Raw genomic sequence first — 23,365 nt, 5'->3', positions numbered from 1 at the left:
CGAATATTTTTTCTTGCTGCACCGCAGAAATTCCGGGACGCCGCTCCCTCTTTTACCAAAATCTGCAAAAAGCGGAGAAAAATAATTTCCTATAAACAAGTAGTTACATCCACTCCGATTCACGGTCTAAAAAATTGGCACAAAATCGGCACAGCTTTGAGACTTCGTTTCCGTCAATGCTGCGGCGCAGAATAACCCCGCATTATGGTTCTTCGAGAACCGCAATCAATGGCCTAAGACTTCAGGGTGAACCCACTGGGACCCACAACAAATGGAAACGCTACTCTCTTTGGTAGCTGTATGTTGTATCAGAGCATACAAATGATAAGAGTCTCACCGTGAGACACGGTGTGGTCGAATCAATTTTAAGGAGAAGGCGGTGGCTCGGTACACGCTAAAGCCCTTTCCGCGACTAAGGAAACTAAAATGCCATTTGAAATTGAATTTTTGCCCGTAGGGGAAGGTAACGGAGATGCCATCTGCGTGCGTTACTCTACCAATGGATCGGATTTTGTTATTCATGTCGTCGACGCGGGTTACGTCAATACAGGTCAGACTGTCGTGGACCATATCAAAAAGTACTATGATGAACCCGATTTCATTGACCACCTAGTTGTCACTCACCCTGATCGAGATCACTTGGGTGGAGTCAAAACAGTCCTGGAGAACTTTGATGTTGGTTCGCTTCGCATGAACCGTCCGTGGCTATACGCGGAGCAGGTATTAGATAACTTCCATGGGCGCTACACATTGCAAGGATTGGAAAATGCCCTTCGCGAAGCTTTTCCAGTGCTCGCAGAACTGGAAAGAACAGCACTACAGCGCGGTGTCAAAATTGATGAAGCATTTGCTGGGCATGACATCGGAGCGTTCAAAGTGCTGGCTCCGCTAAAAGATCGCTATTTGGCTTCCATTTCCGAATTCGATCAGACGCCGACTTCCTATCAAGACGTCCAATCTCAAGGAATTCTAGCGATGGCATCTCAGGCCGGTCGCCGGTTCGTAGAAAAAGCTAAACAGTTCTTTAGTGAAACATGGAACGAAGAGAAGCTGGAAGAAAACCCAGATCCTACCTCCACGCTGAACGAAACAAGCATCGTACAGTATGCGATAATTGACGATCGAGCAGTCTTATTGACCGCGGACTCTGGTCCAATTGGACTAAACGAGGCAGCAGGTGTGGCCGAATACTTAAACATCAAGCGCCCATTGAATTTCATCCAAATTCCCCATCACGGAAGTCGAAGAAATGTAACTCCATCGGTATTGGATCAATGGTTGGGTGAGATGGTCGAGCAAGGCACGCATAGAGGAAGCTCGTTCTGCAGCGTAACCTTTGAAAATCAAACGATGTTCAGCTTCCAGTGTCTGAAAGCTCGCACGAAAAAAATGGCGGGAAGTGGTTTTTCTGTGCAAATTTGGCACAAAATTGGCACAACAACCAACATAATTTCCGGTAAGGTGTTGTTTTTGTTTGTGAAAATGGAAACGGATTCTGCCCTGCTAAGGGAGTAGGCGGGAAACCGTCTCGAGGGTTTGAATCCCTTTTTCTCCGCCATCAAACTCAATTTATTTATTTTAAATCAATATATTAATAGTATATGCCTTATATTCACCCCCCATTTTATCCTCCATTGTTAACTTGAGTGTTGGGATTGGGGGCGGGTCAAACAATAGGCCATTTAGGAGTGAGACCGCGTGGATAGGCAAAATTCCGTATGGTACAAATTAAAGGTTTGCAAAACTCCAAGCCCGCTTTCCCATTCTATGCAGTCACCTGACCAAAAGACTCAGATGACTGCTTTGAGCCCAATCAAGTCGTTGTTGCGAAACGCAGTATTTGTTGAAAAGGCGCGAAGCGCCGGTTTTTGGCACTCATATCCTGTTGGGTAAATTGGCTCCGCAGATTGTGCGAAACGCTGCACGAAAGATCGAAGAACGCCGAACCCGCCCCGTGCAGATAATCTGCTTCAAGCCCAAGTAGTTTAGCATCAAAACGCTGAAAGTAGGGACCGCATTGCTCCACCTGCGCAGAAGCTAGTCCAGAGTGCAGATTTTGGCTGACCGCTTGAATATTCGGGTCTGTGGAAGTGCATGTGTCTGCATTGCGGCCTTGTAGGAGCGGCTTTCATTCACAGACTCACACAGCGCGCTGAGCTTGGGTCGTGAGCCAAAGAGAGACTGTTTGTTGGCGTGCCACTCGGTCAGCATTGTGACGTAAAAATCCAGTGCGGTCAGACCGCGCGTCATGAAGTACGGATCGCCCGCAATTGCATCTTCCATCACATCGAAAAAGGCGTCGTAATCAACAGCTGCTTTTGCGCCGACCTCCTCGATCGCTTTGCTGCTCTCCGCATAGCGCTCAGGGTGCCCGAGGCGCGCTGCCGTCATGTAGCCTGAGGTCGTCATGACATTCAACCAAAACAGAATTTCTCCACGATTATCATCGCCGGGCACTGGAGTGATCCCGGATTTAGGGTACATCTCGCCTAATAGCGTCACAATCGCGGCAGTCTCTCCAATCGTTTTGCCATCTGCGTAGCCGAGCGCTGGTATCCGGCCGGTTGGGTTTAGACGCAGGAAATCTGGGGTCCGATGTGCGTCTGCGCCCATGTCCACGTAGATCAGTCGATATTCTGCACCGATTTCTTCAAGGACTGACTGCACCACAATCGAGCCTGCCAGATATTCCCAATAGAGCGTGAACATACCCCATCTTCCCCATGTTTCTGTTTTTCATGGCGACATCCTGTGCGCCAATGCTCAGTATGGGTGGGTTCGATTACTTTGCACGCGTGATTTCATTTGGCCCCACTAAAGGAAATCTTTAGGGTGTCGACATGCATCTTTCTCATTTGAACGCGTTGCGCGCGCTGGAGGCTACATTGCGACATGGGAGCTTTTCACTGGCCGCCAACGAACTTGGAATTACTCCGGCTGCAGTTGGGCAAAGGGTTCGGTCTCTAGAACTTTACCTCGGAAAAAGTCTGTTCATTCGCTCCAGCTCGGGCATCGAGCCAACTGAGGATGCATTGCGGATTCGGGAATTGTTGGAAGGCGGCTTTGCAAGGCTTGCCGAGGCATTTGAGCAACTGAAGCCGAACGACGCGGCTGGCCGTCTACGCATTACCCTGCCGGAGTCCTTTTCGGAAAACTGGTTGGCACCAATGCTTGCGGAATTCCAACATCAATACCCGGATGCAGACTTATACTTGGACCCATCCAATCGCGATATTGACTTGGTGAGAGAGGACTATGATCTTGCGATCAGATACGGACCCACCCGTGACACTGTATTGGAAGAACGCGTGCTTTTCGGTGATTTTGTTGCCCCTGTATGCTCGCCCGCTTTTGCAGACCAGCAAGGGCTGGGTCCGGATGTGCGATCGCTAAACGGTGTACCGCTCATCCACGTCACCAATCGCACCAAGGACCCGGGATGGCTTGACTTCCAAGCATGGGGCGATGCCTTTGGGTTTGACCGCGATCATCTAAAACACGGTGTACGCATCTCGAAAACAGGTTCAGGGCTTCAAGCGGCGGCAGCGGGTCAGGGGCTGGCGCTTTGCGGGATTGTAGAAGCATTTCACGCGTTAAAAGCAGGATCGCTCATTCTGCCATTCGGACCGTCAAGGATATGCCAGACAAAGTACGCCTATCGTCTCCTATGGGCGCGATCCCGAGCGAAATCTAATCTGCGGGCGTTATTCGTCGAATGGATCACAGACAGATCAGACCGTTTCGTCAGTGAGTTAGACGCATACCTCGCTTCCCAAGGCTCAAGAGCGTCCGGGTAGTGGCCGCATTGCCTGCCGGTTCAACTGATCGCCGCAACACACTCTTGGAACTTCTCTGCGGGTGAGAAGTAATTCAAGGTCTTTCTGGGTCTTTCGTTGAGTTCGCGGGCGACGGTATCGAGATGCTCTTGGGTGTGCACGGAGAGGTCCGTGCCTTTCGGGAAGTACTGGCGTAGGAGACGGTTGGTGTTCTCGTTGGTGCCGCGTTGCCACGGGCTGTGGGGATCGCAGAAGTAGATGTCGAGATCGGTCGCCAAGGTCAGGCTCTTGTGATCGGCCAGTTCCTTGCCTCGGTCCCATGTCAGCGTCTGGCGAAGTTCTCTGGGCAAATGCTGGACCTGTGCGGTAAGTGCAGCCACGACAGTCTGCGTTTCTTTCCCGCCTACCTTGGCAAGCATGACATAGCGGGTGCGCCGTTCCACCAACGTCGCGATGAAGCTGTTCTTTGAACCCGCTATGAGATCGCCTTCCCAGTGGCCAGGGATGGCGCGGTCCTCGACGGCGGCCGGACGTTCCCGGATCGAGATTGCATCCTTGATTTGACCAAGCCCATCGCGCTTCAGGCTCGCATGACGGGATCGACGGATGGCACGTGTTGCGCGCAGATGGGCCAGCAGCTCTTTCTTCAACACACCGCGGGCCTGGATAAACAAGCTTCTATAGATCGTCTCGTGGGACACGCGCGCGCCTTCGTCGTTGGGATGCTCGCGCTTCAACCAACCTGCAATTTGCTGAGGTGACCACTTGCGCACGAGTTTCTCTGCTATTGTCTGACAGAGCTGCGGCTGCCCCGCCAGCTTGCAAGGCTTTGGCCGCTTGGCCCGATCCCAGGCCGCCAGGTCTGCGCTGGCCGCGCGATAGACGCATCGACCGCCATTGCGACGCACCTCCCGGCTGATTGTTGAAGGCGCTCGACGAAGCTGACGCGCAATGGAACGAAACGACAGCTTGGCTTTCAGGCCCCGAGAGATCTCTTCGCGTTCCGCCAGCGTCATTGCCAATCGCGAGCGCCGCCTCTCAGGCGGGCGGATACCACCTGTCCGTGCCAGTAGCGGATAGATTGACGATGAGTTCCGATCGAACAACCGACCGATCGAGCTCATCGACTCTCCGCGTTGCCAGCGATCCCAGATTTCCGCCTTTTGTTGGTCCGTAAAATAAATCCGACGTCGATAAGCCATTCAAACACTCCATCTTTGCTCTCAAAGTGAAGTGTTGCGGCGATCCATTGAGACCGCCCCGCAAACCGGTCATTGCGGGAAGCGGAATGCTGCGAGATGCACGAATGTCTGGTTTGGTGAAGCTGCATTGGGGCGCTCGATGATGCGACCAAGGTCCGCCTTGGGCCGCCCTCAACGAAGCCTGGCGGTGCAAGTTTTGAGATGGCGCGCTTGCTCCAAGGTCGGCATAGAGCCCAACGCGGACCTTTTTTGCCCGAGAGCCTCATTTTATAGATATAAAACGATAAGTTGCAGTTTGCCGGAATACACGATTTACTTGCTGTCAGCCCCCATAACGGCGGCAAACATGAATGGTCAACGTAATGGCGAAAAACATGGATGCCCACAAACAACAAGCTGGGAAATCACAACCGTTTCTCGTATTTGATAACGTGAAAAAAACTTACGACCAGAAGAACTTGGTCGTAAAGGGTTTCGATATGCAAGTCGAAGAAGGAGAGTTCATCACTCTTCTTGGTCCCTCAGGCTCCGGCAAAACAACTGTTCTGATGATGCTAGCAGGCTTTGAGAGCGTTACCTCAGGCGACATCGCAATAAAGGGGCAGTCGATCAATCGTATTGCACCCTATCGTCGAAATATCGGGATGGTGTTTCAAAACTACGCGCTGTTTCCGCATATGACAGTGGCGGAGAACTTAGCCTACCCGCTTTCGGTTCGGAAAGTGGCAAAGGCTGAAATAGATTCCAGAGTGGTTGCCTCGCTTAAGCTCGTAGAGTTGGACGGGTTTGGCGGACGTTATCCCGGCCAGCTCTCTGGTGGTCAAAGACAACGCGTGGCCTTGGCAAGATCGATGATTTTTGAGCCGACGCTTATCCTTATGGATGAACCGCTGGGTGCGTTGGACAAGAAGCTGCGCGAACAAATGCAGTATGAGATCTCGCGCCTGCACGAGCAATTGGGTGTTACGGTCATATACGTGACGCATGATCAATCCGAGGCGCTGTCGATGTCCAACCGGATCGCTGTTTTTAACGACGGCGTCGTACAGCAATGCGCCCCGCCCGCGGAACTCTACGAGCGGCCCTCAAATGCGTTCGTGGCCGAGTTCATTGGCGAGAATAATTTTATCGATGGCCACGTTCAGTCGATCTCAGGCGATCAGGCCAAAGTCGTTACGCCGGGCGGCGAAACCGTGGTTGCTATGGCCGGCCAGGGGTTGACCGAGAATTCCGGTTGTCGTGTGTCGGTACGACCCGAGAAGCTGTTCATACACCCGACATCGCATGATCACGACAACGAGGTGACCGCGGCGTTCATAACGCGCATCTATGTGGGCGATTTCATCCGTTATTATTTCAGGCTGGCAAACGGTTCAGAGATTATTGTCAAAGTCCTGAACGATTTGTCCGCCCCTGAGTTTTCAGAAGGCCAGGACGGGCGTCTGATGTGGCTGACTTCGGATTGCATTGCGTTCCCTGTATGAGGTTGCGCGAAGTAATGAAAGGGAAAGCGGGACCCAAAGCTTCTCGCGACAACAGGAGGTGAATGTGATTAAAAATTCTGGATTGCTTACATATGCTGCTGCACTGGCAATGGTTTCATCGGGAGCCATGGCACAAGATCTGACCGTGACGTCGTTTGGTGGCGCTTACGGGGCGGCACAACAGAAACACATGATCGACCCATATATGGCCGACAGCGGCGTCAACGTTTTGTTTGAAGACTACGGCGGCGGCGTCGCCGAAATGAAAGCGCAAAGCGAATCCGGCAACATCCAATGGGATGTTGTTGATATCGAGGTGATCGACCTAGAGCGTGCTTGCTCGGAAGGGTATTTGGAAGTCATCGATCATTCGATTTTGCCACCGGGCGACGACGGCACACCCGCTGCCGAGGACTTTATTCCCGAGGCATTGCACGAATGTGGCGTCGGGAACATCGTTTGGACCATTATTTTCGCATACAACAACGATGCGTATTCCGACGGCCCTACAACGATCGAAGACTTCTTCAATACGGAAGCGTTCCCCGGCAAGCGCGGCCTGCGCAAACGTCCGCAGGTAAACATGGAATGGGCCCTTCTGGCCGATGGCGTGGCGCCAGACGAGGTCTATGACGTTCTATCCACCGATGAAGGTCAGGCACGAGCCTTCGCGAAGCTCGACACAATCAAAGACGATATCGTTTGGTATGATAGCTGGTCACAAGCACCTGTTCTTCTGAACGACGGTGGTGCCCAGATGGTGCAGTCCGCCAATGGTCGTATCTTCGCCGCCATCAAGGAAGAAAACGCCCCCTTCACAATGGTTTGGGATAGCCATGTCTATGACCTTGATGTTTGGTCGGTCATGAAAGGCACTGATAAGCTCGATACTGCGCTTGAGTTCGTCAAATTCGCAACTCAAACCGTGCCTCTGTCAGGTATGCAAGACGTGGCTTACGGCCCAACGCGCAAGTCTGCTCAGGCGCTTTTGCCGGATGACGTCAAGCAGGATCTGCCGACAGCACATCTTGACGAAGGTGTCAAAGCAGACGGCATCTTCTGGGCCGACTACGGTGAGTCACTAGGGGAAAAGTTCAACGAGTGGCTGCTTCAATAATCTAAGAGCACCAACCTGCGCCGTTCAATCGGCGCAGGTTCATCGACCGGAGACGAACAATTGCCCGAAGCCACCAGCGTCACCCCAGATGGGTTGAGCCGCGAAGATGCCCGTAACGCTGCGCGTGAATACCGGTCACGGCGTTGGAGAGCTTTTCTGTTCGTTGTGCCCCTTCTGGCTTTTATTGGGTTCTCATTTGTCGCACCTATAGCCTCGATGCTGTACCGCGGTGTCTATAATCCGACTGTTGCCAGCCTCGTACCCGAGACGCTCGAAAAACTGCCAAGCTGGCAAGGCGAGGAACGTCCAAGCGACGAGATTCTTAGCACCTTCGCCCTTGATTTAAAGAGGCTCGCCAACGATCGCACTTCTGGTCAACTGGCGGAAGAAGTGAATCGTGCCCTTCCCGGGTCCTCCAGCGTCATCAAATCCTCCGCTCGCAAGCTGCGTCGTGTTGATGACAGCGAGCTAGCCAATAATGGCGCCGCGATCCTGATCGATGCTAACGCCAAATGGGCAGAACCAGAGATCTGGCAAGCACTAAAAAAGACCGGTCAGGTCTATACCGCCGGATACTACCTGACTGCGCTCGACCTCGAGAACGACCCTGACGGCGGCATCCAACGCCGCGAGACGCAGATTTACGTCAAACTCTATGGCAAGACGCTTCGGATGGCGCTGATCATAACGATTTTGACTGTTATTCTTGGTTACCCGCTAGCCTATTTCATGGCCAACAGCTCCAGCGGAACGGCGAACCTCCTGATGGTGTTTGTCCTGTTGCCTTTCTGGACCTCGCTTCTTGTGCGAACCACCGCATGGATCGCACTGTTACAAACAAACGGAGTGGTTAATTCCACCCTGCTTGCCCTGGGTCTGACCGATGCGCCGCTTGAGATGTTGTATACGCAATTCTCGACCATCATTGCGATGACGCATATCCTGTTGCCCTTCATGATCCTGCCGCTTTATTCGGTCATGCGTGGCATTGATCCCAGTTACATGCGCGCGGCAATGTCGATGGGCAGCCCACCGATCCCGGCCTTCCTTCGCATTTACCTTCCGATGAGCTTGCCGGGCCTGTCAGCGGGCGCGTTGTTGGTTTTCATAATTTCAGTGGGCTACTACATCACTCCGGCATTGGTTGGGGGCACCGATGGCCAGATGATCTCGAACATCATCGCCTTTCACATGCAGCAATCCAACAACTGGGAGCTTGCAGCCGCCCTTGGCTCGCTTCTGTTGTTCTTAATCCTTGCGCTCTACTGGCTCTATGACCGGTTCGTGGGCGCGGGCAACATCAAACTGGGTTAGAGCGATGCGGAAGTTCCCAGAGTATTTTACCTTTTGGCACATAGCTGGACATTATAGTCTGCGTTTCTCAGCTTACCTGGTACTCGTTTTTCTGATGTTGCCAATTTTAGTTATTGTGCCCCTGTCTTTCAATGCAGAACCATTCTTTACGTTCACTGAAGGTATGCTTTCGCTAGACCCGGATGCCTTTTCCCTGCGCTGGTACCAGGCCATCGCACAGGATCAGAAATGGACGCTTGCCATCTGGAATAGTTTTGTCGTGGGCATCGCCGCTGCGATCTTAGCAACAGGATTGGGAACACTTGCGGCGGTTGGTCTCGCGTCGCCTTGGATGCCATTTAAGCGCTTGATCACTGCGCTTCTTCTCTCGCCCATGATCGTGCCATTAATCATCATCGCTGCCGGCATGTTCTTTTTCTATACAAGCTTTAATTTGGTCAGCACCTACCCTGGCCTAATAATTGCTCATGCAGCCCTTGGCGTACCGTTCGTTATCATCACTGTCACCGCAACACTGACTGGCTTTGATCGTTCACTATTCAGCGCTGGCCTTAGTCTAGGAGCTTCGCCAACTAAAGTGTTTTTCGATGTGGTTATTCCGATCATCCGGCCCGGTGTCATCTCTGGAGGACTGTTTGCTTTCGTAACTTCATTTGATGAAGTAGTCTTGGTGTTGTTTTTGGCGGGTCCAGAACAAAGAACAATCCCTCGCCAGATGTTTTCAGGGCTACGCGAGCAGATAAATCCAACGATCCTCGCGGTAGCAACGCTTTTGGTGCTGCTATCCATAGCTCTCTTAGCAACACTTGAATTGCTGCGACGTAGATCCGAGCGTCTTAGAGGTACTTCTGACTAACTGCACCGGATTTAAGAAACTGGATTACTTCAGCCACGAAGAATGTTGACGATTCATCATCATCAAAAGAGTGAGCTTTTCTTAACCCAAAATTGATGCGCCAAAAATTGGTGATTTGTCCTCCGAGCCGGCGCTCGAAGGGCGATTGAACACTGATGTGCGGTTAGCAGACACAAATGGCGCGTTTGTCCGCAGAGCGGAACTCCAGTTGGTTTTCAAAAATGCCCGCTTTCGGAAGAAGCAGACATTCAAGCCGCTGAAACTGGGGCGACGCTACGTGTTGTCTGCTTTCAGCGAGACCGGACGTTCAGAAAAATAGGCTCTAGGTCCGAGTTGCGGACAAAGCCGCCGTTCAGTTGCTCTCGCGAAACAAGAACCACGCATCGATTTCGGTGCCGTCCGGAAGCTTGCAAATCCCTGTTTGCCCGTCATCGCCATTGCGGATTTCGTAAGCACCACCAATCTCAATGCAGTAAGTGGCTGCTGGATTTGCCAGCGACCCGACGATGTCAGACTGACAGGAATGCGAAAGCAACGGACATGGTAGAATTGCGAATAATTCGGTCCCAGTGAAAATGATAGAATCCCTGGCTGGCGCACTTCTAGAGTATGGTCTTAACTTGGTGGTTTCCAATTGGCCTGTCTCATAGCGTTGCCAAGGTCTTTCCCGTATTGCGGATTTGCAAAAAGCCTCTCAAACAGCGCATCCACGCGACTGTCAGGCCACTCGCGTGACAGTTGTTCCGATAGCGTCTTAGCTTCCACCTTATTCCCCAGCATCTGATGTGACGCCATGAGGTAAGCAACGGATACAGGTCCGACAGGGCCGCCTTTTTCTGTTGCTCTCTCAAAGGCCGACACGGCACCTTCATAGTCCTTCATATGGAACTTTGCAGATCCCATCGCGTTCTGAAACACATAGCCTCGCTCTAGCTCGATTGTTGAGAGTGCTTCCTCGCTAATTTCCACAACTTGTTCAAATGAACCGGAATAGAGCAGGACAAGCGACACGAACTCCAAAACATGAACGTCGTGCGGTGCCAAACGCTGCGCTCTTTGCGCAAATTCCATGGCCTCAGGCCAGTTTCCCGTGGCAAACTTGACCCAGGCAATTGCGGACTGGCTCCAACCCGTTTCCGGGGCCAACTCAATGGCCCTGTTGGCCTGCACGTTGGCGTAGTTCAACATTTCTTTGCCCAGGTCGGCATCAGGTGTCAGCACGGCAATAGTTGCAGCTACTTGGGCCGCACCTGCATGGCCGCCGAAATAGCTGTCGTCGTTTTCAATTGCGCCTTTGAAAATGGTCAACGCCGCTTCAAGGCGCGCAGGTTCCAAGGCGGGAAAGATCAGATCGCGACCAGTATTTGCCAGATTGACAGCCTGCAGTCGCATTGGGGATGCATCAAAAATCGCGCCACGCTCATCACGGCTTAGCCCATCTACCGACAAATCAGCCGGCACATCCTGCTTCGTCGAGTTCACACGATAGGCAACCGCAAAACAGCCTAGAATGATAATCCCCACAACCCCAACACCTGGCCGAGCCCATGCGCGCTCACTGATTTCCAGCTTTGAGAACTCGGGCTGAGCGGTTTCGGAGCCGCTTTTTGAAATTCGAGGTGCGTAACCACCCTTTGGCAGCTCAAACACCGTCTTTTCGTCAAGCCCGTCCGCGGCGTAATACTCGGCAAGCTTGCGGCGCAAGCGACCAGCGTCCACCCGCACGACATTTTCGCGGCGCTCTATCTCGTCCACTGAGCCACCATAGACATCCATTGCAATTGTCTTGGCGCGAATTTGATCTGCCCTTCCGTTGAGAGTTTCCTCAACAACATACACGAGAAAGTCCTGTAGTCGCAGTGACCCTTCGAAGGTCGAGGAGTTTACAAGCCGCTGAAGCGCTGCCCGCACATCCTTGGTGTCGGGCTTTTCCTGATCATCTGTCGCTGGGGGCGTTCTGTCGGATAATACCATTTTTTCAGCGAGTTACATCCATCGTTACACCGTATTATGCCCCGATAAACCTATTGTGAAAAGTGAATTCGTTGTTCGCTTTGGAAACATGCTGCTCCATCGAATGAGCTGTCCAAATGAAGTGTAACGCAGTTGATAATCTGTTTCCCAATCAGGAGGCCGCGATAGCGGACCTGAGGCGGGTGGACACGGTTTTCGATGAAATTTGCCGAGACTATCAGCTTCTCAGTGACGAGTACCTCTCTTTGAGCGCTGAGCCTGGAAGTCAGTCTTACCAGTTTGCCTGCGACATCCGCGAAACTTTGGATGGTCTTCGGGACGAAATTGCCCGGTCACTGAGGCGTGCCGGGAAGACGTAGTTCAAAAGGGGAAGGGATACCGATGAAATCAGTCTCAAAACAAGTCGCGGCCATAGTGTTGATGGCTGGCGCGAGCTTTGCTCAGGAAACGCCTATCATACACGATGGTGAGTTCGAGTATCTCCGCGCACAGTTTGGGGAGCAATGGGACGTACAGGATATGGAGATAGATGCTCGACTTGCCGAGATCCGTGACGCGAATGGGGGGCAACCGCCTAATTTTCTCTACATTCTGATTGACGATGTGAGCTTCGGTCAGATGGGTAACCGGACAATGAACTACGTCACAGGTTTCGACACGCCCAACATCAACGACTTTGCCACGCAAGGTATGTCTTTGATGAGAATGTACACCGAGCCATCTTGCACACCGACACGAACGGCAATGTTGACCGGTCGCCATCCGGTACGTGCCGGTGTGGAGGAGGTCAAAGTTGCGTTGGTTGGCGAAGGTCTTGCGGCCCAGGAAGTCACGATTGCCGAAATTCTAAAGGAACAAGGTTACAACACCGCGCACGTTGGGAAATGGCATCAGGGCGATATTGAGCAGGCCTATCCGCATAATCAGGGTTTTGACTGGGCGGCATTCCCCTTGCATCAGCAGGTTCAACTCAGCCTGATGACACGCGACGCGATGGTTGCCAACAATATGCTTGGCTTCCATCCGTCCGGACAGTCCAACCAATTCCAGTTGGATGAGCGATTTAAGCCCTACGGTTTAGTAACCGGCGTTGAAGGGGAAGCAGGTGGCCCTGCTCGCGAAGTAGACATGGCGCCGGGCGAAGAATGGACACAAGCCAAATACGAAGAAATGAACCTGCGCTATCAGCGTCAGGCACTGGAACAGCTAGACCGCCTCGCCTCGCAGAATGATCCATTCTTCATGCAATATTGGCCACTTTATCCGCTGAATTTTGCTTATCCGGATCAGGCTGTTTCCCGCAATGGTGGCTTCCATGCCGACAAGTTGCAGGTTTTGGACGGCTGGATAGGCGAGGTTCTGGCAAAGCTAGATGAAACTGGCAAGGCAGACAACACCGTCGTCATGATCATGGCTGACAATGGCTTGATGTATCACTACGAAGGAACGTCCGGTCTGAACCAGTTGATTTATCGCGGCGGCAAGACGCAGCACCTTGAAGGCGGAGTGCGAACTGACGCGTTCATCCGCTGGCCCGGCGCAATTGAGCCAGGCAGTGCGGCAGGTGACATCGTACATGTATCTGACCTGTTCACCACGTTCGCGCGGATCGCAGGCGCAACTGACCGCATCCCTCGCGACCGCGTGATCGACGGCATTGACCAGACGGCGCTGTTACTTGAAGGTGAAGGTAACTCGCGTCGCGACTACGTCTATGTGTATGAAGGGCCCGTGTTGCGTTCAGTCGTGAAGCAAGAGTTCAAAATGCATTTGCCAGCCCCCGGTCAGCCCGGAGCTGCGGCCCCCGTTTTCAATGTCTATCGCGACCCACGTGAAGCACATCCGCTTGTCGGATATTCATTGTGGTCCGGTGCATCATTCCAAGACATGGTCAAGCGCCATCAGAAAACCATTGCAAAGCACCCGCATCTGCCGCTGGGCAAGGGTGTGCCGTATGAAGGTATTGAGAACCTTCGTCCCGAAAGCGAGTTGACCCGAGAAATCTTCTCCAGCTGGCAATGATGAAGGTAGACGGCGGCGAGAACCTGTCGCCGTCTCACCTGACCCTCCAACTTCTCTCAGGTGTATGATGTCACGCAACTTACATTGTCTTGTTCCACTGATCTGTGCATTGCTCGTGGTAGGCTCTGCTTCCGAAGCTGACGAAAACGCGTCAAATCCATTGGCTGCGGTTAACAACACCGACATTCGATATCAGTACTTTGATCTTGGAGGGGATGCAGACCGTCGGGATACCTTTGTCGATGGTGCATACATGTTACGCCCCGATCTGAAACTAAAATACGAGCTCCACTTCAATTCAACGAATGCTACTGGCGAAAGGTTCAAAGGGTTCGAAAAGACAAGCTTCAAGCTGATCTACTTTCCCTCACAGAAACCCTTGGATGACACCTGGAGCGTGAAGTCCGCACTTGGTTTGGAGTGGATCCTCGATTTTGGTGACCCCGACGAAGGCATCGGCACCGGGTCGGATCAGATAGCCCCATTTGGTGGGTTCGCATTTGCAAACACTAATACTGGGCTGACTCTGATCCCTCTGGTCCAGCACTTTGCATCTTACAATGGACCAACTGATGTCAGCCAAACCGCGATGCGCCTAATTGCACTTCAGCCATTTGGTGAAGGGTATTGGATCAAAGCAGATATAAAAGCGCCCTATGATTGGGAGAATGACGCCTGGCCCGCGACCGCAGAATTCCAGTTCGGAAAGAACCTGAGCCCTGGAGTGGCGCTCTATGCAGACGTGCTGATCGGAATTGGTGCTGATCGCCCCTATGACCAAGGCGCCGGAATTGGACTCAGATTCAATTATTAGGTCGTAATTTCCTTAAAACTGCGGTCGCGCCCTGTACCGCATCTCAATACGCCATGGTACTTGCGACAAGCCTTATGGCTCTGCCAGCGATCATCGTGGTCGCCTTTGGGCTCGAAGGCGACATCTGAGTCATTTCGTCAGATGACGGGTTTGGAACAAGAAGCCGACATTGAATGACTGCGATCACTCAGAAATCAGTTCATCGATATCTTTTTCCATCCGCACCAAATCGTTGATCGCCTTGCGCATCTCTTCCCATTCTCGCGTCCGCATCCCGTGTTTGTAAGCCGGGTTGGCCTTGCCGGGGCCGTGGCCGCCGCGGGCACCATGGAACCGGCACACCGTCCACCCTTTTACTGCGGGGCCTTTGCATCGCTCTCCAGTTCGTTTTGACTTTGCCGTGCATCTTGGCGCTGCATGTGCCTTGCTCATGGGGTTGGCGTCACTTTTCATATGCGCCCCTCCCCCGGGTCTCAACGTTACCGACAATGGCCTGCCCGCCATCTTCTACGTTGACGTGCTGTACGGTAACCGTCTGCTTTCCACCATTTCGGTATTTGCGGAGCGCCTCAACCTGAGACGTGTAGGTTCGAGCAAGCTTGTTGTATGCCCGTTCGTGCGCCTCGAACTGAGGGAGTTGCTCGGCATTCGCCATGCGGCCACCTTGTCGGATCAAAGCGACGTGCGTGGTTGCCATTTGCACCGCCAGCATGCGTTCGACACCGTCGCGCGGCGCGATTTCTCGGACGATCGCGGGCATAAATCCCCGCATGTCTGTGGTGCCGTCTTCGACTTCAGTAGGCTTGAGGGTCATGTATCCCTGAAGGAAGAGGCCTTCGTTAACGGCAGGGCTCTCGCTGCCGAAGATCTTTTTCATTGCGTCCTCGCCATGCTGTGCAACGTGCAAAACGCCGTCTTCGTCATGGCTGAAACTGAACAGGTCGTGTTTTGGCGGTCGGTCTTTCTCGATCTCATTCATCGTCTGCTCTCCAGTAATTGACGAAAGTGACGGAAGTGACGCTTCCGCCTATGTAGGACGTATCTGAGATTCATGTGAGATCTCGCGCGTACGTCGCATAAAGGGAAAAGCGTCACTTCCGTCACTTTCGTCACCCGAATTTCAATTTGAGGTGTAGAAACCCGCGACCCGTGTTGCGCCGCGTGCTCACAAATTGCCGGCTCTTCATCTCTTTTTGCAGCGTGCGCTGTGTCCAGGGCTGCAGGCCTTGCTGCTCACACCATTGCCCGAAGCGCTGATGCAACGCGCTGTTCGTGACGAAGCTGCCGGTGTCGACGTCGGTCTCGTCTTCGAGGAACTGGCCGAGAATATCCTCGTCGTGGAAATATGCGTTGGACGCTGCGGTGATGCAATCCGGCACATCGAGCCCGCGCTGCTGCCATTGTAGCGCTCCGTCGATCGCCCACCGCAGAATGGCTGGCGCTTCAGAGCGCAGTTTATCCGGCAGCGTCTTGTCGCGTTTCTCGGGTGGGATCGTCACAGTGAACGGCACCAGCACGACACGTGCTCGAATTGCTTCGTCGATGCCAGCAAAAGACGGCATGTTGTTTCCGGCGATGAAGAGCGTCAGCTGCGGATCGAAGTCGAGATAATCCTGCTTCATCAGGCGTGCAGTCAGTTTATCGCCACCGGTCAGATCCTTGATCGTTGCTTCATCCCAGCTTTTGCCCTTTGGCAGCTCAGAGCCGACGACGAGACGCGCGCCTTGTAGTCCCGCGATACCAGTGGAGTGCTGCTCAAACCTAGAGTTAAGGAAAATCGACGCCGGGGCGCGACGCGCATAGTCGCCGAAGAGATCGAAGAGCGTATTAAGAAACACAGGTTTGCCGTTCCGGCCGGTGCCGTAGAGAAACAGCATCTTATGCTCGCTGGTGATGCCCGTCAGCGCATAACCGGCCGCACGCTGTATGAAAGAAATTACCTCCGTGTCGCCGTCAAAAACGTCACGCAGAAACTGCAACCAAAGCGACGGTTCTGTACCATCGGGAGCTGGTGCCACGGCGGTTTGCTTGGTGATCATGTTGTCCCGGCGTGCCGCGCGCATTTCGCCTGTGCTTAAGTCGACGGTTCCGCCCGGGGTGCCAAGCAGCATTCGGGCTTCGTCGAAATTGTCAGGGCTGGCTGCGCTTGCGGGGTTTGAGCGGGCAAAATCCGCGACGGCGGCAACGGTGGTTTTTCCACGAATGATGTCGGCCTGTTTTTCTGCCCGCTTGCGCTGACCGTTACTCTCGGCTTGCTCGATTAGCTCTTCCGCACGCTGTCGCAAGAATTTCCGCGTCAGTGTCATATGCTGCAGCCGATCATCGATGGCCCAGTGCGTGCCAGTCCAGAACAGCCACTTGTTCCAGGCTGCAACGTAGCGCGCATCCTCATTCCATCCGCTCTCCCCGAGCGCGATGGCGAGGGTATCGTGGCTCAGGTCGAGGGATTTAGTCGCATCCGGGTAAGTCTGACCACCGGATTTTTCCAAAGGCCGATTGCCAAGAATCCTACGCCAGATTCCCTTGTTTTCAGCGTCACCGACAGCCTGTTTCAGCAAGGCCAGTGCGGGTGCGATGGAGGTGATGCTGTGCGGCTTGTTGGACGAGTTCCAAACTCTAGTGGCGTCCCCGGCCGAGCAATCGCCATCGACATATTTCATCGAAAAGCCGACGAAGTCATCGCGTAACGCGTCGCCGAAACCTACACGCAACGATACGGCCAGCTTTACCCAATCTTCTCGACCCAAGGTGTTCGGGGCGGCTGCAAGCAACGCGCGCGTCGCTTCCAATGTTTCGGCATCCGTCGCTTGAGTATGGCCGCCATCGATGACTGCGAATTTTGGCGCTGGTGAAGTTTGGCCCTGTGTTGTGGCCGCCTTTGCCAAGACAGCGTCACGATAAGCGTCGATCGGGAAGTCGGGCAAGTCTTGGGCCTCAAGGGCGGCCGATAGGTTTCGGCCCTCGTAGGTATATGCCGCTCCGCTGGTCATGTTTGACCCGGGTGCAATGATGTATCCGCCATCGCCGCGTGTATCGACATGACTGGCAGCCTTCTTGCTGGAAGTCGGCACGCCATCAACATGATTGAAAATGAACTGCACGCCACCTGATTGAGTGCGCACTTTCACCGCGCCCGGATGCGACAATGACAATTGCTCGATCTGATCTTCGCCAATGGCTTCTCCGGTTTCCTTGTCGATATCGCCATCTATGACGGACAGCCCTGAGATTTTCCCAGTTGGCAAACCGACGACCGCGCCCGGATGGAGTTGCCACCATTGATCAATGGTGGCGACGTCGGTCGTGGCATCCTTGAAGCCGCGTGACGTGTAAGGTGCTTTGGCTTTCTTTGTGCCGCGATCTTCTTCCAGACAGGGGAACACGGGCAGACCTGCTCCGGCGAGCCTTCTGGCAAGCACATGGTTGCCAGCTGGTTCGGGCTGTTGAGAAAGAGGCATAACGGCCGTCATATCGCCCGCTCCGCATCATTTTCCGCCTCATCGTACGGATTTTGTTCAGCCTCAAACTGCTCGGCTAGGGTTATAGCCGCGGACGGATTGCCCAACGTTTTGGCCCTCATGGCGGCTTCTCTAAAGCCTTTAGGAACGCACCCCATGCGAAGATCCCAAAGCGGACAGCTTGTTTGCACGCATTTGCGCACCTCTTTTGGATCCAGAGCACAATCCAGGCACTTTGCTCGGATTGCCTGAAGCCCGACGAGAAATAATCTGTCAAAAAAATCTTCTGCCGGTATGTCTCGCGGATCGCGGCCAATGAGTTGACCACCGTCGCTTGCAAACGGAGAGACTTCGAGGAGCGGGTTTTCGGATGGATGTCTCATGCGGCAGTGCTTTCGCGGCCGTTCATCCAGGCGAGGATTTCGCTTTCGCGCCACGCCACCGCTCTCTTGCCAAGCCGAACTGGCTTTGGAAAGTCCGGGTCATGATGCGGGTTGCGCGGATCCATCTTGGCGTAGATCGATGACCGCGAAAGACCTGTCATCTCCTCCACCATCGGACGGCGCTGGAAGCGCTCGTGTGTCTGTATACTGCTCTGTGCCATGTCGCATGTCCTTGTGCTAGTTCGGTACATGCTGAACAGATTAGCTATGTGGTGTAGTCGAAATAGACGACACGAATTAGATAGCGTTTCGATACGGTGTTGGGATTATCATTGACGCCGCGGTTTGCGACCCGGTGTTTTGAGTTCAGGCCGTTCTTCACGGGCCAAGGCCCAAGCAGTTTGAAAACTGCGAAAGGATACGTCAGGTGCAACTATCTCTTTATAGTCCAATCTCATGTGCTTTTCGCCGGCATCAAATAGTCGAACAACGGCGTCGGAAATAGCCTTCGGGGATTGGTCTAGACTTGCAGAACTAACTTGATTTCCGCCATTCTTGGCTACTGTTAAGCACTCTTCTGACAGCAACACGGGCAATCCGAAAAACGGCCCGTATCTTACGCGGAGGTAATTTTCATCCCAGGTTTCCAGAGGAACACCCCAACCGTCGACATGCAACCCAGACCCAACAGTGCCATCAAATAAATCTACGTAACGATTGCATTCTTCAGGTTGGTCTTCAGACTCATCGCGAACAAGATCTCTTGAAGCCTTCGCTACTGCTCCATTCGACAACAATACACCAACCTCTTTGGCGTTAGCGCAAATCTCCCAAACCTCTCCGCAAGTTCCTGATCGAGTAAGTAGCGACCTATCGGCTCCACCAACTCCATGTATTTTGAGTTGTTCGCCATGCTCTCGAACTCGTCGCCTTGACACTGTCAATGACACTTCACGCAGCGGTGTCCAGCCGTCCACATAAAACATCAACCGATCCTCGCAACTTTCGCTTCTCTTTCGGACAAGAATGCTGCCCAGCTCTCCATCATCTTGCGCCGCTTCTCAAATAAGTCAGAACGGGCATATGCCGCTTCGGCTTTATCTCTGATGGTATGCGCGAGTGCCGCTTCGGAAACCTCGCGTGGGAAATTCGTGCGTTCTTGCGCCCATGTCATGAACGATGTGCGGAACCCGTGAACATGCGCATCATAGCCCAGTTCTCGTGTCAGCTTGGAAAGCGTGTTGTCTGATAACGGCCGCCCCACCTTTGTCGCCGGGAAGACCAGACCGGACCCGTCATCAAGCTGCTTTGCCTGTTCCAAAATAACTAAAGCACGTGGCGAAAAGGGCACCCGATGTTCCTTCTTTGCTTTCATGCGATCTGCGGGGATCGTCCAAATAGCATTTTCCAGATTGATCTCGTCCCATTTCGCAAGTCGCGCTTCGCCGGATCGAGTCGCTGTCAGAATAATAAGTTCCAAAGCCAGCTTGGTTGACAGTAATGCGCCCGAAGACCTCACCGCTTCGAGGAAACCAGCAACTTCGTTGTAGTGGATCGACTTGCGGTGCTGTTGCGTCTTGTCTTGGCGCGGCAGCGCGGATCCGATGTTCTGCGCGGGGTTGTCTTGACGCCAACCTTGAGCGATCGCCCATTTCAATACAGTTCCGATGCGTTGACGCACACGTCGCGCAGTCTCGGGTTTTTCCAACCAGATTGGCTGCAAGACTGCCAGAACATCTGCCGTGCTGACCTCTGAAACCCTGATGCGTCCCATGCGCGGAAACGCATACGTTTGTAGTGTCGCGAGGAACTGTGCAGCGTGTTTTTTGTTCCGCCATGATGGTTCGTGTATTTCGTGCACCTTGCGTGTTGCTGCTTCGAACGTCAGCACAGATTGAGCTTCTCGCTTCGCACGCAACGGATCGCCACCCGAGCGGGCGATCTTGCGGTTTTCGAGTGCTACCTCACGGGCTTCAGCAAGAGGTACGAGCCCCAACGGGCCTAGTCCCAACTCCGTGCGCTTGCCTTTGATGACGATACGTTGCACCCAACGTTTTGCACCGCTTTTGTCAACGCGGAGAATTAAACCGTGGCCATCGTTATATTTCCCCGGTTCAGATACAGTGCGAACAAACGCAGCAGACAGAGCTTTCTCGGGATGCTTGCCGCTTTTCAGCCGTTGCTCGTTTATGGTGCCGGTTTCGTCCGCCATATCGTCCCCCATTAATTTCTGGAATATGAGGGATTGTGCTGGAACCCGCAAGAACCAAACAGCTATATATAAAAGGTTATTTGAAGTTTATCGGAATTAGTTGGATCACAAGTCGGCAGACTTCGTCTCCGCCACCAACCTAACGTACCGGGTCAGGTCGCGCTGCATCTTGGGGCAAAGCTTCGGGTGTTTCTAACCCAAAAATGTCGAAAGCGCATTGCGCTCTAGCAGATCCTGAACCAACGGGTTCGGGAAGCGGCGGCGGAGGGTTATGGCGTAGAATGCTTCTTTGATGCGGGGATGATCTGAGGCTTCTTTCAACCGGCCGGAATTCAACTCGTCCGTAACCACGATGGGTGCGACAAGGGCGAGGCCGATATCTTCGCGCGCCAACAAGCGCATCATCGCCATATCGTCAACCTCGGCCGCGATTTGCGGTCGGACGGATAGACGGCTTGCCATGGCGTCAAAAGCAGTGCGGACGCTGCTGTCGGTTGTCGGCAAGATGAAAGGCTGTTCTGCCAACAATTCGGCAATCGCACGGTCAGGGTTCAAACGCTCGGGTGTGCCCACAATGCTCACTTCCTGCTCACCAATCTGGTGCGTTTCGAAAGGTGTGAGGCTGTCATCCGGCGGGGGGCGGTTCATCAAAACCAGATCAAGGTTCAGGGTCTCTAACCCTTCCAGCAACTCTGTCGGACTGCCGGATCGCAGGATCACCTCGACATCGATCCGCGACAGGATCGGCCTGAGAAAACCGATCTGAAAGTTGCGCGACAGCGTCGCTAGGGCACCGACGCGCAGCGCTTTTCGATCCTGGAACGAACCGGTGAGGGTCGCGACAAGCTCTTGCCCTGTCGAGAAAATCGCATCCGCATGGTCTAATGCGATCCGCCCGGCCTCGGTCAGGTGCAACTGCCGCCCGCGCCGTTCAAACAGATCGTGGCCAAGACGTTCTTCCAATTGCTTGATCTGCACCGAAAGGGCGGATTGCGACAGGTTCAACCGCTGCGCTGTTCGGGTCAGGTTCCCGTCATGCGCCACGGCCCAGAAGTATCGCAGGTGGTGATAGTTCAGCGGCATATCGTTCACAATAATAGAACATAAATTCAAGAACAATGAATTTTTATTGTCAGAACATCTGCCCTAGATGAGGCGAAAGGCGTCCGACCACTGGAAATCAAGGAACCTGTCCATGGCTTACCTCTTTTTACCGTTGCTCAGCCCGTTGCTGCTGATATCCGCCGCGATTTACGCAGCACAACATCCCGGCAAACGCCCCGGCCTGGTGCCGGTATTGACCGAAGCCGCAGCCTTTGCGGCATTCTTGTTGGCGGCTTTGGCGGCCGCTCTGTTGGTGATGAACGGGTCCGGCACATCGGCCCTGATCGGGTTCTTCGGCTTTGGGCTTTCTGTGCGTCTGGACGCGGTAAGCGCAATCATGTTGGTGCTGGTCAGCTTTATCGGATGGATCGTGCTGCGGTATTCCAAGACCTACATGGACGGGGAAGAGCAACAGGGCGCTTTCACAAGCTGGATGGCGGCAACACTGGCCGCGGTTCTGCTTCTGGTCATGTCCGGCAACCTGTTTCAGCTGTTCGCGGCCTGGGTCGCCACCAGCCTGCTGCTGAACCGGCTTTTGCTGTTTTATCCAGAACGTGCAACCGCCCAACGCGCGGCGCGCAAGAAAGCCGTGGTTGCGCGGTTGAGCGAGGGCGCATTGGCGGCAGCATTCATCCTGCTGATCAGCGCCACTGGTACCAGCAATATCGAGACAATCATTACGACCGCCCAAGCCAATTGGATGACCATGCTGGCCGTGTTGTTGATCGCTGTCGCAGCCGTGTTGGCCTCGGCGCAGTTCCCATTGCACGGATGGCTGACCGAAGTGATGGAGGCTCCAACACCCGTCTCGGCCCTGCTGCATGCGGGCGTCATCAATGCGGGCGGGTTCTTGTTGATCCGCTTTGCCGATGTGATGCTGCTGGCCCCCGGCGTGATGGCGCTGCTGGTCATGCTGGGCGGGTTCACCGCGTTGTTCGGGGGCCTGGTCATGTTGACCCAACCGGCGGTGAAAACGTCGCTCGCCTGGTCAACGATTGCTCAGATGGGATTCATGGTCATGCAATGTGGTCTGGCGCTGTTTCCGCTGGCCTTGCTGCATATCGTGGCCCATTCGCTCTATAAGGCGCATGCGTTCCTCAGTTCTGGCGAAGCCGTACGCAACGTGGCCGCAATCCGTCGTCCAGGGCCGATTGCCATTCCCAGCGCGCGCAATGTTCTGCAGGCTTTCATTGTCGCGATCCTCATCTATGGCATCGTCGGGCTGATCGTCGGTTTTGACGGCAAGTCAATTCAGGCCATTGCCCTAGGCGTGATCCTGATCTTTGGTGTTGCTTACCTGCTGGCGCAGGGATTTGCAGATGCGGCCCCGCGTGAGCTGATGCAGCGGACAGCGGTCTACGCCCTTGTGACTTCCGTCAGCTATTTTGTGCTGCAGGTCATCGCACAGCACCTGACAGCCGGAGCGCTGCCCGCAACGCCAAGCCCCGGCCCGCTGGAATGGGCGCTGATCGTGCTGGCTCTGGTCAGTTTTGGCTGCGTAGGCGTGGTGCAATCTACCTTCCCACTATGGGCTTCGCATCCTGCAGCTGCGGGCCTGCGCGTTCACCTGACCAACGGACTTTATGCCAACGCAATCTTCGACAAGCTGCTGGACGGATGGTCCAAGCGGTCGGTTGCCTGAGAGGAGT

The 23,365-nt window shown here is 53.9% G+C and carries 21 protein-coding genes; 9 read left to right on the top strand and 12 right to left on the bottom strand.

The window, feature by feature from the left end:
* Positions 1 to 426 precede the first annotated feature (426 nt).
* Positions 427 to 1,515, top strand: coding sequence for an MBL fold metallo-hydrolase (locus GOV38_RS07880; RefSeq protein ID WP_171208737.1), 1,089 nt, complete (start codon positions 427 to 429; stop codon positions 1,513 to 1,515).
* 522 nt (positions 1,516 to 2,037) lie between these two features.
* Here GOV38_RS07880 and GOV38_RS07870 read toward each other — a convergent pair.
* Positions 2,038 to 2,709 carry a glutathione S-transferase family protein gene (locus GOV38_RS07870; protein WP_171103607.1) on the bottom strand — a complete coding sequence of 224 codons (672 nt, stop codon included), beginning with the start codon at positions 2,707 to 2,709 and terminating at the stop codon, positions 2,038 to 2,040.
* A 131-nt stretch (positions 2,710 to 2,840) separates the two neighbouring features.
* Between GOV38_RS07870 and GOV38_RS07865 the strand changes: the two genes are divergently transcribed.
* Positions 2,841 to 3,797 (top strand): LysR substrate-binding domain-containing protein, encoded by a 957-nt coding sequence (locus GOV38_RS07865; RefSeq protein WP_171208736.1) that lies wholly within the window; start codon positions 2,841 to 2,843, stop codon positions 3,795 to 3,797.
* A gap of 20 nt (positions 3,798 to 3,817) precedes the next feature.
* Here the strand turns inward: GOV38_RS07865 and GOV38_RS07860 are convergent, their stop codons facing one another.
* Positions 3,818 to 4,978: an IS30 family transposase gene (locus GOV38_RS07860; protein ID WP_171208735.1), complete on the bottom strand. Its 1,161-nt coding sequence runs from the start codon at positions 4,976 to 4,978 to the stop codon at positions 3,818 to 3,820.
* Positions 4,979 to 5,328: 350 nt separating this feature from the next.
* Here GOV38_RS07860 and GOV38_RS07855 point away from each other — a divergent pair, with 350 nt between their 5' ends.
* The 4 genes from GOV38_RS07855 to GOV38_RS07840 all read left to right on the top strand — a co-directional run bounded on the left by GOV38_RS07855 (position 5,329) and on the right by GOV38_RS07840 (position 9,749).
* The gene (locus GOV38_RS07855; protein ID WP_371731882.1) at positions 5,329 to 6,462 is read left to right on the top strand and encodes an ABC transporter ATP-binding protein; all 1,134 of its coding nucleotides are present in this window, start codon (positions 5,329 to 5,331) and stop codon (positions 6,460 to 6,462) included.
* Between the two features lie 127 nt (positions 6,463 to 6,589).
* A complete protein-coding gene (locus tag GOV38_RS07850) occupies positions 6,590 to 7,579 on the top strand; it encodes an ABC transporter substrate-binding protein (RefSeq protein ID WP_245223352.1) in 990 nt (329 codons plus the stop codon).
* Positions 7,580 to 7,639: 60 nt separating this feature from the next.
* The gene (locus tag GOV38_RS07845) at positions 7,640 to 8,893 is read left to right on the top strand and encodes an ABC transporter permease (RefSeq protein WP_254430518.1); all 1,254 of its coding nucleotides are present in this window, start codon (positions 7,640 to 7,642) and stop codon (positions 8,891 to 8,893) included.
* A gap of 4 nt (positions 8,894 to 8,897) precedes the next feature.
* Entirely contained in the window at positions 8,898 to 9,749 is an 852-nt protein-coding gene (locus tag GOV38_RS07840; RefSeq protein WP_171103639.1) for an ABC transporter permease, read from the top strand.
* A gap of 352 nt (positions 9,750 to 10,101) precedes the next feature.
* Here the strand turns inward: GOV38_RS07840 and GOV38_RS07835 are convergent, their stop codons facing one another.
* A complete protein-coding gene (locus GOV38_RS07835) occupies positions 10,102 to 10,284 on the bottom strand; it encodes a DUF333 domain-containing protein (protein WP_174838674.1) in 183 nt (60 codons plus the stop codon).
* 80 nt (positions 10,285 to 10,364) lie between these two features.
* Positions 10,365 to 11,723 carry a tetratricopeptide repeat protein gene (locus GOV38_RS07830; RefSeq protein WP_171208734.1) on the bottom strand — a complete coding sequence of 453 codons (1,359 nt, stop codon included), beginning with the start codon at positions 11,721 to 11,723 and terminating at the stop codon, positions 10,365 to 10,367.
* A gap of 381 nt (positions 11,724 to 12,104) precedes the next feature.
* Here GOV38_RS07830 and GOV38_RS07825 point away from each other — a divergent pair, with 381 nt between their 5' ends.
* On the top strand, positions 12,105 to 13,745 hold the full coding sequence (locus GOV38_RS07825; protein ID WP_171208733.1) for a sulfatase-like hydrolase/transferase: 1,641 nt from the start codon (positions 12,105 to 12,107) through the stop codon (positions 13,743 to 13,745).
* Positions 13,746 to 13,809: 64 nt separating this feature from the next.
* Positions 13,810 to 14,559 (top strand): hypothetical protein, encoded by a 750-nt coding sequence (locus GOV38_RS07820; protein WP_171208732.1) that lies wholly within the window; start codon positions 13,810 to 13,812, stop codon positions 14,557 to 14,559.
* 183 nt (positions 14,560 to 14,742) lie between these two features.
* Here the strand turns inward: GOV38_RS07820 and GOV38_RS07815 are convergent, their stop codons facing one another.
* The 8 genes from GOV38_RS07815 to GOV38_RS07780 form a co-directional block, all read right to left on the bottom strand.
* Positions 14,743 to 15,012, bottom strand: coding sequence for a hypothetical protein (locus GOV38_RS07815; RefSeq protein WP_171208731.1), 270 nt, complete (start codon positions 15,010 to 15,012; stop codon positions 14,743 to 14,745).
* Positions 15,002 to 15,538 (bottom strand): hypothetical protein, encoded by a 537-nt coding sequence (locus GOV38_RS07810; RefSeq protein WP_171208730.1) that lies wholly within the window; start codon positions 15,536 to 15,538, stop codon positions 15,002 to 15,004. The genes GOV38_RS07815 and GOV38_RS07810 overlap by 11 nt, the downstream gene beginning before the upstream one ends.
* Positions 15,539 to 15,668: 130 nt before the next feature.
* The gene (locus GOV38_RS07805) at positions 15,669 to 18,029 is read right to left on the bottom strand and encodes a phage/plasmid primase, P4 family (RefSeq protein WP_171208729.1); all 2,361 of its coding nucleotides are present in this window, start codon (positions 18,027 to 18,029) and stop codon (positions 15,669 to 15,671) included.
* Complete coding sequence (locus GOV38_RS07800; RefSeq protein WP_171208384.1) at positions 18,026 to 18,400, bottom strand: hypothetical protein; 375 nt, start codon at positions 18,398 to 18,400, stop codon at positions 18,026 to 18,028. The genes GOV38_RS07805 and GOV38_RS07800 overlap by 4 nt, the downstream gene beginning before the upstream one ends.
* Positions 18,397 to 18,621: an AlpA family transcriptional regulator gene (locus GOV38_RS07795; RefSeq protein ID WP_171208728.1), complete on the bottom strand. Its 225-nt coding sequence runs from the start codon at positions 18,619 to 18,621 to the stop codon at positions 18,397 to 18,399. The genes GOV38_RS07800 and GOV38_RS07795 overlap by 4 nt, the downstream gene beginning before the upstream one ends.
* 108 nt (positions 18,622 to 18,729) lie before the next feature.
* A complete protein-coding gene (locus GOV38_RS07790) occupies positions 18,730 to 19,386 on the bottom strand; it encodes a hypothetical protein (protein ID WP_171208727.1) in 657 nt (218 codons plus the stop codon).
* Positions 19,386 to 20,612: an integrase arm-type DNA-binding domain-containing protein gene (locus GOV38_RS07785; RefSeq protein WP_171208726.1), complete on the bottom strand. Its 1,227-nt coding sequence runs from the start codon at positions 20,610 to 20,612 to the stop codon at positions 19,386 to 19,388. Before GOV38_RS07785 ends, GOV38_RS07790 begins: the two co-directional genes overlap by 1 nt.
* A 192-nt stretch (positions 20,613 to 20,804) precedes the next feature.
* Positions 20,805 to 21,695: a LysR family transcriptional regulator gene (locus GOV38_RS07780; RefSeq protein ID WP_171208725.1), complete on the bottom strand. Its 891-nt coding sequence runs from the start codon at positions 21,693 to 21,695 to the stop codon at positions 20,805 to 20,807.
* A gap of 112 nt (positions 21,696 to 21,807) precedes the next feature.
* On the opposite strand from GOV38_RS07780, the gene GOV38_RS07775 reads away from it, so the two are divergent.
* Positions 21,808 to 23,358: a proton-conducting transporter membrane subunit gene (locus GOV38_RS07775; RefSeq protein ID WP_171208724.1), complete on the top strand. Its 1,551-nt coding sequence runs from the start codon at positions 21,808 to 21,810 to the stop codon at positions 23,356 to 23,358.
* Positions 23,359 to 23,365: the final 7 nt, after the last annotated feature.

Source organism: Ruegeria sp. HKCCA5839 (genome assembly GCF_013035585.1).
GTDB lineage: Bacteria > Pseudomonadota > Alphaproteobacteria > Rhodobacterales > Rhodobacteraceae > Ruegeria.
This window is presented reverse-complemented; position numbering and strand designations above follow the sequence as displayed.